At 73.0% G+C, this 14,541-nt stretch carries 12 protein-coding genes; 1 reads left to right on the plus strand and 11 read right to left on the minus strand.

The window, feature by feature from the left end; all coding sequences use genetic code 11:
• Positions 1–538 precede the first annotated feature (538 nt).
• From tyrS to argC, 11 genes are all read right to left on the minus strand, one after another.
• Positions 539–1,855 carry a tyrosine--tRNA ligase gene (gene tyrS, locus ABD784_RS05785; protein WP_344881354.1) on the minus strand — a complete coding sequence of 439 codons (1,317 nt, stop codon included), beginning with the start codon at positions 1,853–1,855 and terminating at the stop codon, positions 539–541.
• Between the two features lie 31 nt (positions 1,856–1,886).
• A complete protein-coding gene (locus ABD784_RS05790; protein WP_344881356.1) occupies positions 1,887–4,214 on the minus strand; it encodes an AAA family ATPase in 2,328 nt (775 codons plus the stop codon).
• A 123-nt stretch (positions 4,215–4,337) separates the two neighbouring features.
• Entirely contained in the window at positions 4,338–4,874 is a 537-nt protein-coding gene (locus ABD784_RS05795) for an adenine phosphoribosyltransferase (RefSeq protein WP_344881359.1), read from the minus strand.
• 11 nt (positions 4,875–4,885) lie between these two features.
• Positions 4,886–5,560, minus strand: a complete 675-nt coding sequence (locus ABD784_RS05800) for a DNA-3-methyladenine glycosylase (protein ID WP_344881362.1) — start codon at positions 5,558–5,560, stop codon at positions 4,886–4,888.
• A 37-nt stretch (positions 5,561–5,597) separates the two neighbouring features.
• On the minus strand, positions 5,598–7,043 hold the full coding sequence (argH, locus tag ABD784_RS05805; protein ID WP_344881365.1) for an argininosuccinate lyase: 1,446 nt from the start codon (positions 7,041–7,043) through the stop codon (positions 5,598–5,600).
• Between the two features lie 119 nt (positions 7,044–7,162).
• Positions 7,163–7,717: an arginine repressor gene (locus ABD784_RS05810; RefSeq protein ID WP_344881368.1), complete on the minus strand. Its 555-nt coding sequence runs from the start codon at positions 7,715–7,717 to the stop codon at positions 7,163–7,165.
• Positions 7,714–8,703 carry an ornithine carbamoyltransferase gene (gene argF / locus ABD784_RS05815; RefSeq protein WP_344881371.1) on the minus strand — a complete coding sequence of 330 codons (990 nt, stop codon included), beginning with the start codon at positions 8,701–8,703 and terminating at the stop codon, positions 7,714–7,716. The genes ABD784_RS05810 and argF overlap by 4 nt, the downstream gene beginning before the upstream one ends.
• Positions 8,700–9,899 carry an acetylornithine transaminase gene (locus tag ABD784_RS05820; protein WP_344883400.1) on the minus strand — a complete coding sequence of 400 codons (1,200 nt, stop codon included), beginning with the start codon at positions 9,897–9,899 and terminating at the stop codon, positions 8,700–8,702. Before ABD784_RS05820 ends, argF begins: the two co-directional genes overlap by 4 nt.
• Positions 9,900–10,147: 248 nt before the next feature.
• Positions 10,148–11,116, minus strand: coding sequence for an acetylglutamate kinase (gene argB, locus ABD784_RS05825; protein WP_344881374.1), 969 nt, complete (start codon positions 11,114–11,116; stop codon positions 10,148–10,150).
• Positions 11,117–11,123: 7 nt separating this feature from the next.
• The gene (gene argJ / locus ABD784_RS05830) at positions 11,124–12,335 is read right to left on the minus strand and encodes a bifunctional glutamate N-acetyltransferase/amino-acid acetyltransferase ArgJ (RefSeq protein ID WP_344881377.1); all 1,212 of its coding nucleotides are present in this window, start codon (positions 12,333–12,335) and stop codon (positions 11,124–11,126) included.
• 17 nt (positions 12,336–12,352) lie between these two features.
• Positions 12,353–13,384, minus strand: coding sequence for an N-acetyl-gamma-glutamyl-phosphate reductase (argC, locus tag ABD784_RS05835; protein ID WP_344881380.1), 1,032 nt, complete (start codon positions 13,382–13,384; stop codon positions 12,353–12,355).
• Between the two features lie 122 nt (positions 13,385–13,506).
• On the opposite strand from argC, the gene ABD784_RS05840 reads away from it, so the two are divergent.
• Entirely contained in the window at positions 13,507–14,472 is a 966-nt protein-coding gene (locus tag ABD784_RS05840; RefSeq protein WP_344881383.1) for a quinone oxidoreductase family protein, read from the plus strand.
• The last annotated feature ends 69 nt before the right edge of the window (positions 14,473–14,541 follow it).

Genomic DNA, 14,541 nt, shown 5'->3' on the forward strand with positions numbered 1-14,541 from the left:
ACACTATTGAGTTCTCAAACAACAGACACCCCGGACTACCACAACCAGGACCAACATCCCGACCGCTTCGCTCCGAAGCAACTCGAATACCTTACCCGCATCCCCCCGCCGATGCAAACCGCAGAACCTGCGACCCGCACCACACCGGAGAACCCGCAACCCCCCACCCGAAACAATTCCCCGGGCGTTCGAAAACACCCGCCGAAACGGATTCAAAAGAAAGGAGAAAAAGGATTCCGCCACCGCTTCGATCCTCAGCCCCGGATCCCTCCGTGCTGTCCTCGTCGCGACGACTCGAAATACTCTACACAGGAAACAGCACCCTGCAAAATCGGGCTGGACGCCCGGGCGTGTCGCCGCGGGATCCCCATGATTCCGGGGCTTCCGGGCCAGCGGCACCCGCGATGCCTCGGTCAGCCGCTTCCAGTGGAGCGAGCGCGAACGAGAGAGGGCGCGGCCCCGTCCTGCGCTGCCTGCGGTGCAGGTGCGTGGACGGGGCCGCGCCCTCGGGAGTCGAGCTCCGGGAAGGACCGGCCGGCTATTCGCCGACCTCGATCACGGCCTGGTTCTTCTTGCCGCGGCGGACCAGCAGGAAGCGTCCGTGCATGAGCTGCTCGCGGGAGATTACGGCCTCCGGGTCGGCGACCTTCGCGTTGTTCACGTAGGCCCCGCCGTCGGCGACGGCCCGGCGGGCGGCGGACTTGGAGTCCACCAGGCCCGAGGCCAGGAGGAGCTCGACGATGTTCAGCTCCCCCGCGTACTCGGCACTGGGCAGCTCGGCCGTCGCGGCGCGCAGCGTCGCCTCGTCCAGCTCGGTGATGTCGCCCTTGCCGAACATCGCCTGGGATGCGGCGATGACCTTCTCCGTCGCCTCGACCCCGTGCACCAGCGACGTGACCTCCCAGGCGAGGCGCTTCTGCGCCTCGCGGGCGAAGGGGCGCTCCGCGGTCGCGGCCTCGAGCGTCTCGATCTCCTCGCGGCCCAGGAACGTGAAGACCTTGAGCCGCTCGGCCACATCTGCGTCGGCGGTGTTCAGCCAGAACTGGTAGAAGGCGTACGGCGAGCACATCTCCGGGTCCAGCCAGATGGCATTGCCCTCGCTCTTGCCGAACTTGGTCCCGTCCGCATTGGTGATCAGCGGCGTGCCGAAGGCGTGGACGGACGTGCCCTCCACCTTGCGGACGAGCTCCGTGCCGGCGGTGAGATTGCCCCACTGGTCCGAGCCGCCCGTCTGGAGCACGCAGTCGTAGTCGCGGTGGAGCTGCAGGTAGTCCATGGCCTGCAGGATCTGGTAGCTGAACTCGGTGTAGCTGATGCCCTCGTCCGAGTTCAGGCGCGCGGCGACGATCTCCTTCTTGATCATCGTCCCCACGCGGAAGTGCTTGCCGATCTCCCGCAGGAAGTCGATGGCCGACAGCGGGGCCGTCCAGTCGAGGTTGTTGACCATCCGGGCGGCGTTCGCGCCCTCGAAGGACAGGTAGTTGGCAACCTGGGCCTCCAGTTTGCGCACCCACTCCCCCACGACCTCGCGGGTGTTCAGCACGCGCTCCGCGGTCTGCCGGGGATCCCCGATCAGACCGGTGGAGCCGCCGACGAGGCCGAGCGGGCAGTGCCCGGCCAGCTGGAGCCGGCGCATGTTCAGCAGCTGCACCAGGTGCCCGAGGTGCAGGGACGGCGCCGTCGGGTCGAAGCCGACGTAATAGGTGATCGGGTCACCGGCCAGCAGTTCCTCGAGGGCGGCCTCGTCCGTGGACACGTGCACGACGCCGCGCCACTTCAGCTCCTGCCAGATGTTCTCGAAGCTCGGATCGTTCTTCTGCTGCGCCAGAACGGCGTTGGTTTCAGTCGGTGACACGCGCCTTAACGTAGCAGTTCCGGGAACGGGTTCAGGAACCCGGCTCGAAACCTTCCGGCACCGTCTTGGCGGCGATCACACGGAGCCGCTGGGTCGCACGGGTCATGGCGACGTAGAGGTCGCCGAGCCCGCCGTCGGCCTCGGCGACGAGGTCCTCCGGCTCCAGCAGCACCACGACGTCGAACTCCAGCCCCTTGGCCTCGTGCGCCGTGGTGACCACGACGTCCTGCTCGACGCCGCCCGAGCCCGTGCCCACGCGGCGGCCGAACAGCCCGACGGCGGCGCGGCGCGCCTCGGCGAGCAGCGTGCGCGGGGCGATGATGGCCGTCAGGCCGCCCTCGGCCTTCTCCACCTCGCCGGGCAGGACCTCGGTGAGGTGCGCGACGACGTCGTGCCCCTCCACGTGGTCCACCACCGGCGGCCACTGGCCGTCGCGGACGGCCTTCGGCGTGGAGACCGTCAGGCCCGCGCGCTGGGCGACGCGGGCCGCGGCCTCGGCGATCTGGGTGGGCGTGCGGTAGTTGACCGTCAGCTCCTCGAGCCGGAACCGGTCCCCCACGAACGGCTCGAGGGCCTGGCTCCAGCTCGTGGCGCTCGCGGCCGAGGAGGCCTGCGCGATGTCGCCGACCACGGTGAAGGACTTCATGGGGCACCGACGCATGAGCAGGCGCCACTGCATGGGCGAGAGCTCCTGGGCCTCGTCCACCACCACGTGCCCGTAGGCCCAGGTGCGGTCCAGCCGCGCACGCTCGGCGGCGGTGACGGCGGGGCCCGTCTCCCGGTTGAACTCGAGCAGCTCGTCGGCCGTGACCAGACCGTCGTTGCCCTTCTCCTCCAGCATGGCGTTGGTCGCCTCGATGGTGGCCTCGGCGATCTCGCGGTCCCGCTTGGAGGCCTCGCCCCCCTGACCGGCGGCCTCGGCGTAGTCGCCGAGGAGCTCGGCCGCCTCGTCCAGCAGCGGGACGTCGGCCTCGGTCCACGGGGCGTCGGCGGGGCGCAGCAGGGTCAGGACCTCGCGGGCGCTCAGGTGGGGCGCGGCGGCGACCAGCTGCTCGGGCCTCGAGAGCAGGTCGGACACGAGCTTCTGCGGCGTGACGGGCATCCAGCACAGGTTCAGCGCGATCCGGACGTCACGCGAGGCGCGCACGTCCTCCACGAGGTAGGAGCGGTCGGCCTTGTTGCCGCCGCCCGAGGACTCCTCGAGCCTCGCCTCGAGCTGGTCGGCCAGCTCCTTGACGAGGGTCTTGACGAAGGTCGCCCGGGCCTCGTTGTGCGGCTTGCCGGTGCCCCGCGCCTTGTCGCGGGCACGCTTGACCTGCTTGACGGACAGCGTCAGGGGCGTGCCCTCGACGACGACGCGCCGGTCTCCCTGCGGGAGCCGCTGCCGGCGGGCGACGGCGCGCTTGACGACGTCGGCCATCCGGAGGTCCCCCTTGAGCCGTCCGGCCTCGCGGGACGGCTCCGCGACGGCGTCGACGCCCGGCATCAGCTGGCCGATGCTGGCCATGACCACGCCGGTCTCGCCGAGCGAGGGCAGCACGCGCTCGATGTAGCGCATGAAGGACAGGGACGGGCCGACGAGCAGCACGCCGGCGGACTTCAGCCGCTCGCGGTGCTCGTAGAGGAGGTAGGCGGCGCGGTGGAGCGCCACGGCCGTCTTGCCGGTGCCGGGCCCGCCCTGGACCACGACGACGCCGGACATCGGGGTGCGGATGATCCGGTCCTGCTCCGACTGGATGGTGGAGACGATGTCCCCCATCCGGCCCGTGCGGCGCTGCGTGAGGGCGGCCAGCAGGGCACCCTCGCCCTGGTGCACCGCGACCTCGTCGAGGAGCGTCTCATCGAGCACGTCGTCCTCGAGCCCCACGACGGCGCGGCCCTTCAGGAGCAGATGGCGGCGGCGGCGCACGCCGAGCCGCTCGTGGGCCGTGGCCTGGTAGAAGGCCCCGGCCTCGGGCGCGCGCCAGTCGATCATGAGCCGGCGCTGCTCCGGGTCCGTCAGGCCGATGCGCCCGATGTAGCGCGTCGCCCCGGCCTCGAGCGCGTCGAGGTCGACGACGTCGTCGCCCGACGCGCTCGCGAGGTCCACGCCGTCCATGTCCAGCCGGCCGAAGACGAGGCGTTCCTCGACGGCGTTCAGCTGGGCCAGCCGGTCCTCGTAGAGGGTCGCGTAGGAGTCCCGCTCGGACTGGTTCTGCAGGGAGCCGACGGCGCCCTGGCGGCGGATGCGGGCCAGCTGCTCGGTCTTCTCCGCGCGCAGCTCGTCCAGCCGCTGGTACAGGTTCGCCACGTGCTGGCGCTCGCGGTCCAGATCCGTCGTCGAATCCAAGTCCGAGGCTGACGTCGGTACGTCGACCATGGATGCTCCTGACTGAAGGTGAAGCGGAAATGAAGGGCGTACCAGTCTACGCCGTCGTGCCGGGGCGCCGGGGACAGCCCGCGCGGCCGCCGGAGGACCGCCGTCGGGCGGCCCGGCGCGCGGTCAGACGCGCTGGAGCGCGTGGACCTCGTGCGGGGCGAGTTTCTGGCGCCCGCCGAGGCCGTCCAGCTCCAGGACGACGCCGATGCCGACCACTTCGGCGCCGGCGCGCTCGACCAGCCGGACGGCGGCGCCGACCGTCCCGCCGGTGGCGAGGACGTCGTCCAGGAGGAGGACGCGGGTGCCGGGGGCGATGTCGTCGCGGTGCAGCTCGAGCGTCGCGGTGCCGTACTCGAGGAGGTAGTCCTCGGCGTGGACCTCGCGGGGCAGCTTGCCCTTCTTGCGCAGCGTCACCATCCCGGTCCCGGCCGCGTAGGCGCCGGCCGCGGCCAGGACGAAGCCGCGGGCCTCCAGCCCCGCGATGACGTCGAACCGCCCCGCGAACGGGGCGATGACCTCGTCGACGATCCGCTTCAGGCCCTCTGCGTCGGCGAAGACCGGCGTGAGGTCCTTGAAGGAGATCCCCGGGCGGGGGTAGTCGGGGACGACGGCGGCGAGCCGGTCGAGCAGGTCGGCGATGGGTTCCTCAGAGTTCTGCACGGTAGAAGATTCTAGTCGCGCCGGCGCGGGCTCCCCGACTCGCGGCGCCGGACCGCGGCGGGACGGTAGCGGGACACCGAGCGCTCGCCCTCGAGCCAGAAGCGCCACGGATACTCCTCGCCGCCGCCGGGTCCGGAGACGCCGGTCCGCGGGCCCGTGGAGTGCCGGGGCGCCCGATCCGCGACGCCGTCGAGGGCGACCGTCCCCGGGCCGTGGACCCCCGCGGTCCCGTGGTCGACCGGCAGCCCGGTGTGCTCGAGTGTGAGCCCGAGCGCCTGGGCCAGCCGGGCCGGGCCGCTGGCCAGCTGGGGCCCGGGCGCGCCGGCGCGGCCGCGGCGTGCGACGGCGGTGTCGACGCCGGCGACGACCTCGCCGGCGCGCATCAGGACCGCCGAGGCGCTGCCGTCCGTCCCGCAGACGATGTTGGCGCAGTGGTGCATGCCGTACGTGAAGTACACGTACAGGGTGCCGGGCGGGCCGAAGAGCGCCGAGTTCCGGGCCGTGCGGCCGCGGTAGCCGTGCGAGCCCGGGTCGATGCCGCCCTCGTACGCCTCCACCTCGGTGAGCCGGATCGCCACCGTGCGGCCGTCGACGCAGGTGGAGACCGTGCTGCCGAGCAGGCGCGGGGCGACGACGCGGGCCGGTTCTCCCAGCAGGTGCGAGGTGGCGGATCCGGTGTGCGTCATGGCCCCAGCGTACTCAGGCGGCGGACGGGCCTGCGGGCTACGCCTGGGCGGCGTACTCGCGCAGCGGGGCGGCCTGGCGCTTGAGCTCGGCCAGCTGGGCGTCGACGGCGGTGGGGCCGGTGCCGCCCTGCGAGCTGCGCGAGTTCAGCGAGCCCTCCGTGGTGAGCACGGAGCGGACGTCCGCCGTGATCCGGGGCGAGATCGCCGCGTACTCCTCGTCGGTGAGGTCCCAGAGCTCGACCCCGCGGGCCTCGGCGGCCTGGACGGCCGCCCCGGAGAGCTCGTGCGCCTCGCGGAACGGCACGCCCTCGAGGACCAGCCACTCGGCGATGTCCGTCGCCAGGGCGAAGCCCTGCGGCGCCAGCTCGGCCAGGCGCTCGGTGTTGAACGTCAGCGTGGCCACCATGCCGGACACCGCGGGCAGCAGCAGCTCGAGGGTGTCCGCGGCGTCGAACACCGGCTCCTTGTCCTCCTGCAGGTCGCGGTTGTAGGCCAGGGGCAGGCCCTTGAGCGTGGCGAGCAGGCCGGTGAGGTCGCCGATGAGGCGCCCGGACTTGCCGCGGGCGAGCTCGGCGACGTCCGGGTTCTTCTTCTGCGGCATGATCGACGAGCCGGTGGAGTAGGAGTCGTGCAGCGTCACGAAGGACGCCTCCTTGGTGGCCCAGAAGATGACCTCCTCCGAGATCCGGGACAGGTCCACGCCGATCATGGCGGAGACCCAGGCGAACTCGGCGAAGACGTCGCGGGAGGCGGTCCCGTCGATCGAGTTCCACACGGCCGAGTCGAAGCCCAGCTCGGCTGCGACGGCGTTCGGGTCCAGCCCGAGCGACGAGCCGGCGAGCGCGCCGGATCCGTACGGCGACACCGCGGCGCGGCGGTCCCAGTCGGCGAGCCGCTGCACGTCGCGCAGCAGGGCCCACGCGTGAGCGAGGAGGTGGTGGGAGAGCAGGACAGGCTGCGCGTGCTGCAGGTGGGTGCGCCCCGGCATGGGCGCGTACGGGTGCGCCTCGGACTGGGCGATGAGCGCGTCGACGACGTCGAGGACGCCGCGGCCGATGATCCGCGCGTGGTCGCGCAGGAACATCCGGCCCATGGTGGCGATCTGGTCGTTGCGCGAGCGCCCGGCGCGCAGCTTGCCGCCCAGGGCCGGGCCGGCCCGCTCGATCAGCCCGCGCTCCAGGGAGCCGTGCACGTCCTCGTCGCTCTCCGACGGCGTGTAGACACCGGAGCGAACGTCGGCCTCGAGCCGGTCGAGGGCCTCGATCATGCCGTCGAGCTCGGCGTCGTCCAGCAGGCCCGCCCGGTGCAGGACGCGGGCGTGCGCACGGGAGCCGGCGATGTCGTAGGGCGCCAGGCGCCAGTCGAAGTCGGTGGACTTGCTCAGCGCGGCCAGCGCGTCCGCGGGCCCGCCCGCGAAGCGGCCTCCCCAGAGGGAGCCCTCGTTGGTGGCCTGGGACTTGGCGGATTCAGCCTGGGAGGACATGCCGCTCCTTTCGGTGCCGGCGGGCCGGCGTCGAGGACCTGCCACGGACGACGTGGCAAACTTATTCACTAGTGTACATAACTATGCATAGCGGGCGGCGCCGGGCGCCTGCGGCCCGGCTATGCCTGGTCGGCGAGCTCCAGGAACCGCGCCGCCACGTCCTCGCCGCCGGCGGGGTCGCGGGTGATGATCATGACGGTGTCGTCTCCGGCGATGGTCCCGAGCACGTCCGGCATGATCGAGTGGTCGATCGCGAGGGCGAGCCAGTTGGCCGCCCCGGGCGGGGTGCGCAGGACCACGATATTCGCGGAGGCCTCCGCCGTGACGAGCAGCTCGGCGCAGAGCTTGGCGAGGCGGGCGTCGAGGACTTCCTGCGCGACCGCCGTCCGCGGGCCCCGGTCCCCGCCCTCGCTGCGCACGGCGTAGACCAGCCCGCCCTCGTTGCCGCGGACGCGGATGGCGCCGATCTCCACCAGGTCGCGGGAGAGCGTCGCCTGGGTGACCTGCAGACCCTCGGCGGCGAGCAGCTGGGCCAGCTCCGCCTGCGAGCGCACGGACTCGACGGCCAGGATCGCCTTGATCCGCTCCTGGCGGGCCGTCTTGGTGGACGGCTGGCCCTTGGCGGCGTCCGCCTCGGCGACCCGTTCCCGCGGCCCGGTGCTCTCCGCGCTCATTCCGAGTGCTCCAGCCCGGTTCGCTCCAGGCCGGCCGCGGCCGCGTCGGCGAGGCCGGACTTCGCGAGCAGCCAGGCCAGCAGGGCCTTCTGCGCGTGGAGCCGGTTCTCGGCCTCGTCCCAGACGACCGACTGCGGGCCGTCGATGACGTCGGCGTCGATCTCGTAGCCCCGGTAGGCGGGCAGGCAGTGGAGCACGATCGCGTCGTCGGCGGCGAGCCGCAGTGCCCCGGCCGTCAGCGCGTAGTCGCGGAAGAGCTCCTGCCGTTCGGCCTTCTCGTCCTCCTGGCCCATGGAGATCCAGGTGTCGGTGGCGACGACGTCGGCACCGGCCAGCGCCTCGGCGGCGTCCTCCGTGACGGTGACGGAGCCGCCTGTCTCGGCGGCGCGGGTCCGAGCGGCGGCGACGACGCCGTCGTCCGGCAGGTAGCCCGCCGGCCCGGCGAGGCGCACGTGCATCCCGGCCGTGACGCCGGCGAGCAGGTAGGAGGCAGCCATGTTGTTGGCGGAGTCCCCGAGGTAGGCCATGGTGAGGCCGGGCAGGTCGCCCTTGTGCTCGCGCACCGTCAGCAGGTCGGCCAGCAGCTGGCAGGGGTGGTACTCGTCGGAGAGGGCGTTGACCACCGGGACGGTGGAGTGCGCGGCCATCTCCTCCAGCCCCGACTGCGCGTAGGTGCGCCACACGACCGCGGAGACCATCCGGCTGAAGACGCGCGCCGAGTCGGCGAAGGACTCCTTGTGCCCGAGCTGCGACTCCCCCGGGTTGATGATCAGCGCATTGCCGCCGAGATCGGCGACGCCGGCCGCGAAGGAGACGCGCGTGCGGGTGGAGGTCTTGTCGAAGATCACGGCGACGGTCTGGGGCCCGGCGAGGGGCTTGAACGCGAACCGGTCCCGCTTCATCGCGGCGGCCAGATCCAGGATCTCGGCCTGCTCGGCCTGCGTGACGTCGGTGTCGGCCAGGAAGTGGCGCAGGGTGGTGCTCATGCGTTCTCCTTCGCGGTCCGCTCCAGGGCGGTCCGGTAGATGGTGGGCAGCGCGTCGGTGAAGCGCCGCAGCTGCTCGCCGGCGATGTTCAGCGGCGGGGCCAGGCGCAGGGTGCGCGGACCGGGTGCGTTGATGATGAAGCCGGCGTCAAGCGCGGCGGCGACGGCCGCGGGGGCGATCTCGTCCGCGAGGTCGAAGCCGATGAGCAGCCCGTACTGCCGCACCTCGCGCACGACGTCGAGGGCGCGCAGGGCGTCCGCGGCCTCTGCGCCGACCCGGCGCACGTGGGCCAGGAGGTCGCCGGAGTCGATCGCGTGCAGGGTGGCGAGCGCCGCGGCGGTGGCCACCGGGTTCCCGCCGAAGGTGGTGCCGTGCTGGCCGGCGGCGAGCAGGGAGCTGGCCTCCGGGCCGAACGTGACCAGGGCGCCGATGGGGAAGCCTCCCCCGAGTCCCTTGGCCAGCGTCATGGCGTCCGGCAGGACGCCCTCGGAGGCGAACCAGGACCCGGTGCGCCCGATGCCCGTCTGCACCTCGTCGAAGACCAGCAGGGCGCCGGCGGCCCGCGTGATCTCCCGGGCGGCGGTGAGGTAGCCGTCGTCGTACCCGCGCACGCCCGCCTCGCCCTGGACGGGCTCGATGAACACGGCGGCGACAGTCTCGTCGACGGCGGCGCGCAGGGCCTCGACGTCGCCGGCGGGCACCCATTCGACGCCGCCCGGGAGCGGCTCGAACGGCTCCCGGTACGCCTGCTTCCAGGTGAGTGCGAGCGCGCCCATGGAGCGGCCGTGGAACGCGTTCTCGAGCGCGACGATGCGGGTGCGCCGCGGGGCTCCGTCGCCGCCGGCGTTGCGCCGGGCGAGCTTGAAGGCGGCCTCGTTGGCCTCCGTGCCGGAGTTCGCGAAGAACACCCGGGACCCGGCCGGCGCCTGGGCGAGCTCCAGCAGCCGCTCGGCGAGGGCGATCTGGGTGGGACTGGTGAAGAAGTTGGAGACGTGGCCCAGGGTGGCGAGTTGGCTGGTGACCACGGACGTGATCAGCGGGTGCGCATGTCCAAGCGCGTTGACCGCGATCCCGGCGAGCAGGTCCAGGTACTCCTTGCCGTCGGCGTCCCACACGGTGGAGCCGGAGCCGCGGACCAGGACGCGCTGCGGTGTGCCGAAGACGCCCATCAGCGACTCTCCGTAGCGGGCGAGCAGCTCCCGGCCGAGCTCGGCGCCGGGCCCGGCGGCCTGGCCGGCGACGGCGCCCGCGCCGTGGCCCGCGGCGCCGGTCGGGGCTGCCGCGCCGGCGATCCCCGTCAGATCCGCCGCCGTCAGGCTCGCGGCCCCGGCCGCGCCGGACTCGGCCGGGCCGGGATGCTCCGGACTTTCATGCTCCGCGCCGCCCTGCTCCGGGGCTCCATCCTCCGGGGCGGCGGCCTGCGGTGCGTGGTCGTGGGTCGGGCTCACTGGCCGGCCTCCTCGGGATCGGGGACCAGCTCGGTGCCGATGCCGGCCGTGGTGAAGACCTCCAGCAGCATCGAGTGGGGCTGGCGGCCGTCGACGATGGCCGCGCGGCCCACGCCCGCGTCGACGGCGGCCAGGCAGGCCTCCATCTTCGGGATCATGCCGGACTCCAGGCCCGGCAGCAGCGCGCGCAGCTCGGCGGCGGTGAGCGAGGAGATCAGCGAGTCCCGGTCCGGCCAGTCCGCGTAGAGGCCCTCGACGTCGGTGAGGATCACCAGCTTGGACGCGCCGAGGGCGCCGGCGAGCGCGGCGGCGGCGGTGTCCGCGTTGACGTTGAGGACCTCGCCGGTGGGGCCGCCGCCGTCGTGCACCTCGGGGGCCACCGAGGAGATCACCGGGATGCGGCCGGCGGCGATCAGGTCGGTGATCTGGCCGGGCTCGACTCCGACGACCTCGCCGACCAGGCCGAGGTCCACGGCCTCTCCGTCGACGACGGTACCGGTCCGGCGGGCGCGCAGCAGGGCGCCGTCCTCGCCGGAGAGGCCGACGGCGTAGGGCCCGTGGGAGTTGATGAGGCCCACCAGCTCGCGCTGGACCTGCCCGGTGAGGACCATGCGCACCACGTCCATCGCCTCGGGCGTGGTCACGCGCAGGCCGCCGCGGAACTCGGACTCGATGCCGAGGCGCTCGAGCATCCGGCTGATCTGCGGGCCGCCCCCGTGGACCACCACCGGGTGGATGCCGGCGTGGTGCAGGAACACGATGTCCTCGGCGAACGCCCGGCGCAGGGCGTCGTTGACCATGGCGTTGCCGCCGTACTTGATGACCATGGTGGTCCCGGCGTAGCGCTGGATCCACGGCAGGGCCTCGATGAGGGCCTCGGCCTTCCGCTGGGCGCTCGGGAAGTGCTCGCGGCCGTGCAGGATGGGGGCGGCGTGCGCCGGTCCGGTGGTGGCGTCCTGTTCCATGGTCTCCCTAGCTGCTGTAGGCCGAGTTCTCGTGCACGTAGTCGTGCGTGAGGTCGTTGGTCCAGATGGTGGCCTCTGCCTCGCCGGCGGCGAGGTCGATCTCCACGGTGACCTCCCGGCCGGAGAGGTCCACCAGGTCCCGGTCCTCGCCGACGCCGCCGGCGCGGCAGACCTGCACCCCGTTGATGGACACGTTCAGCCGGTCCGGCTCGAACGCGGCGTCCGTGGTGCCGACGGCGGAGAGCACGCGGCCCCAGTTGGGGTCCTGCCCGAAGATCGCGGTCTTGAAGAGATTGGAGCGGGCGACGGCGCGGCCGACCACCTCGGCGTCGGCCTCGTCCGCGGCGTTGAACGTGCGGATCGCGATGTCGTGGGCGGCACCCTCGGCGTCGTGGATGAGCTGCAGCGCCAGATCCGTGCAGACGGCGGCGAGGCCGGCGGCGAACTCCTCCGGGTCGGCCGGCGCGCCGGCGGCCCCCGAGGCCAGCAGGACCACGGTGTCATTGGTGGACATGCAGCCGTCGGAGTCGGCGCGGTCGAAGCTGACCCGCGTGGCCGCGCGCAGCGCCCGATCCAGCTCGGCCGGCTCGACCGCCGCGTCGGTGGTGAGCACCACGAGCATCGTGGCGAGCCCGGGCGCGAGCATGCCGGCGCCCTTGGCCATCCCGCCGATGCTGTAGCCGGTGCCGGCGAAGCCGGACTGCTTCGAGACGGAGTCGGTGGTCATGATGGCGGCGGCCGCGGCGGCACCGCCGTCGTGCTCGCCGCCGGTGCCCAACGCGTCGACGGCCGCGTCCACGCCCGGGATGAGACGGTCCATGGGCAGCTGCACACCGATGAGGCCCGTGGAGCAGACGACGACGTCCGACGCGCTGACGCCCAGCCGCTCGGCGGTGTGCTCGGCGGTGCGGTGCGTGTTGCCGAAGCCCTCCGGGCCGGTGCAGGCGTTGGCGCCGCCGGAGTTCAGGACCACGGCGTCGGCGCGCCCGTCGGAGACCACCTGGCGGGACCAGTGCACGGGCGCGGCGGCCACGCGGTTGGAGGTGAAGACGGCGGCCGCGTGCTTCAAGGGCCCGTCGTTGACGACGACGGCGACGTCCGGCTTGCCCGTGGACTTCAGCCCGGCGGGGACGCCGGCGGCGCGGAAGCCGGCCGGGGCCGTGATCCCGAAGGGGCCCTGCTCCGCCGTGGCGGTCTGCGGGAGTGCTGGGGTGCTCATGCGGTTCCTCCTGCGCCCTACGGGGCGAGTCCTTCGAAGTCGAGGCCGGCCAGCTCGGGCAGGCCCAGGGCCAGGTTCATGGATTGGACGGCGCCGCCGGCGGTGCCCTTGGTCAGGTTGTCGATCGCGGCGACCACGATCACGCGGCCGATGCGCTCGTCGAGGGCGAGCTGCAGGACGGCGTGGTTGGAGCCGAGCACCTGCTTGGTGGACGGCCACTGCCCCTCGGGCAGCAGGTGCACGAACGCCTCGCCGGCGTACGCCTCCTCCCACGCGGCACGCAGCTGCGCCGCCGTGGTGCCCGGCTGGACCCTGGCCGTGGCCGTGGTCAGGATGCCGCGCGCCATGGGCGCCAGCGTGGGCGTGAAGGAGACTGTGACCGGCGTGCCGGCGGCACGGGAGAAGCCCTGCTCCATCTCCGGGGTGTGGCGGTGGGCGCCGCCGACGCCGTAGGGGCTCATGCCGCCCATCGCCTCGGAGCCGAGCAGATGCGGCTTGAGTGCCTTGCCGGCGCCGGAGGTGCCGGAGGCGGCGACGATCACGACGTCGTCCGGCTGGAGGAGCCCGGCCGCGAACCCGGGCACCAGGGCCAGCTGGGCGCTCGTCGGGTAGCACCCGGGCACGGCGATGCGGCGCGCTCCGGCGAGCTGCTCGCGGGCCCCGGGGAGCTCGGGCAGGCCGTACGGCCAGGTGCCGGCGTGGGGCGAGCCGTAGAACTGCTCCCACGCCGCCGCGGACTCGAGCCGGTGGTCGGCCCCGGCGTCGATCACCAGGACGTCGTCCGGCAGCTGCGCGGCGATCTCCGCGCTGGCGCCGTGCGGCAGGGCGAGGAACACGACGTCGTGCCCGGCCAGGTTCTCCACCGTGGTCTCGACGAGCTCGCGGTCGGCCAGGCCGAGCAGGTGCGGCTGCAGGGAGCCGAGGCGCTGCCCGGCGTTGCTGTGGGCGGTGATCGCGCCGATCTCGACGTCGGGATGGCGGCTGAGCAGGCGGAGGACCTCTCCCCCGGCGTAGCCGCTGGCTCCGGACACGGCAGCTGAAATCGTCATGGGCCAACCATAGTCGATTCTATGCATGGTCGCTAATAATTATTCATTGCGTCGGCCCGCGGGCGGCACCGGGCGACCACGCAGTAAGGTGGCCGCATCGCATCCGAGTGGTTGGAGGGAACTTGCCGTACGCCGTACACGTCCCGCAGGCCGGGGGCCCGGAGGCCCTCGAACGGACCCAGCTGACGCTGCCGGAGCCCGGACCCGGCGAGCTGCTCGTGGAGGTCGCCGCCGTGGGCGTGAACTTCATCGAGACCTACCAGCGCTCGGGCATCTACCCCGTCGAGTACCCCTTCGTCCCGGGCAGCGAGTTCGCGGGCACCGTGGCCGCCGTCGGCGACGGGGTCGAGGAGTTCGCCGTGGGCGACCGCGTGGCCACCGCCGAGGCCGAGGGCGCCTACGCCTCCCACGTGCTGCTGGAGGCCGAGCGGGCCGTGCGCGTGCCCGACGGAGTGGACCTCCAGACCGCCGCGGCGGTGCCGCTGCAGGGCTTCACCGCCCACTACCTGGTCCACTCCACCTACGAGGTGCGCGAGGGCGACGTGGTCCTGACCTACGCCGGCGCCGGCGGGGTGGGCGGCCTGCTGACGCAGATGCTCAAGCGCGTCGGGGCCACCGTCATCACCACGACCTCGACGGCGGAGAAGGCGCGCCTGGCCGCCGAGGCCGGCGCCGACCACGTGGTCGGCTACAGCGAGGTCGAGGCCACGGTCGACGAGGTCACCCGCGGCCGCGGCGTGGACGTGGTGTACGACGGCGTCGGCAAGGCCACGTTCGAGACCTCGCTGGCCGCACTGCGCAAGCGCGGGACGCTGGTGCTCTTCGGCGGCGCCTCCGGCCAGGTGCCCCCGTTCGACCTGCAGCGGCTCAACGCCGCCGGCTCGCTGTTCGTCACCCGCCCGAAGCTCGCCGACCACCTGCTCGACGCGGACGAGCGCGCCTGGCGCGGCCGGGATGTCTTCGGCCAGGTCGCCGCGGGCGAGCTCACCGTGCGGATCGGCGGCGTCTACCCGCTGGAGGAGGCCGGCCGGGCCCACGCCGACCTCGAGTCGCGGAACACCACCGGCAAGCTGGTCCTCGTGCCCTGACCCTCCCACCGACGCCGGGCACCACGCCGGCTGCGGCCCGACTCCCGGAACCGAAACCGGCCGCGCACC

It is taken from the genome of Zhihengliuella alba, assembly GCF_039538765.1.
Classification (GTDB): domain Bacteria; phylum Actinomycetota; class Actinomycetes; order Actinomycetales; family Micrococcaceae; genus Zhihengliuella; species Zhihengliuella alba.

Coding starts and splice junctions, on each gene's coding strand:
- argH (WP_344881365.1), bottom strand. CDS start 7,043: ATGTCCTCCCAGGCTGAATCCGCCAAGTCCCAGGCCACCAACGAGGGC.
- argB (WP_344881374.1), bottom strand. CDS start 11,116: ATGGAACAGGACGCCACCACCGGACCGGCGCACGCCGCCCCCATCCTG.
- argJ (WP_344881377.1), bottom strand. CDS start 12,335: ATGAGCACCCCAGCACTCCCGCAGACCGCCACGGCGGAGCAGGGCCCC.
- ABD784_RS05800 (WP_344881362.1), bottom strand. CDS start 5,560: ATGACGCACACCGGATCCGCCACCTCGCACCTGCTGGGAGAACCGGCC.
- argC (WP_344881380.1), bottom strand. CDS start 13,384: ATGACGATTTCAGCTGCCGTGTCCGGAGCCAGCGGCTACGCCGGGGGA.
- argF (WP_344881371.1), bottom strand. CDS start 8,703: ATGAGCACCACCCTGCGCCACTTCCTGGCCGACACCGACGTCACGCAG.
- ABD784_RS05790 (WP_344881356.1), bottom strand. CDS start 4,214: ATGGTCGACGTACCGACGTCAGCCTCGGACTTGGATTCGACGACGGAT.
- ABD784_RS05810 (WP_344881368.1), bottom strand. CDS start 7,717: ATGAGCGCGGAGAGCACCGGGCCGCGGGAACGGGTCGCCGAGGCGGAC.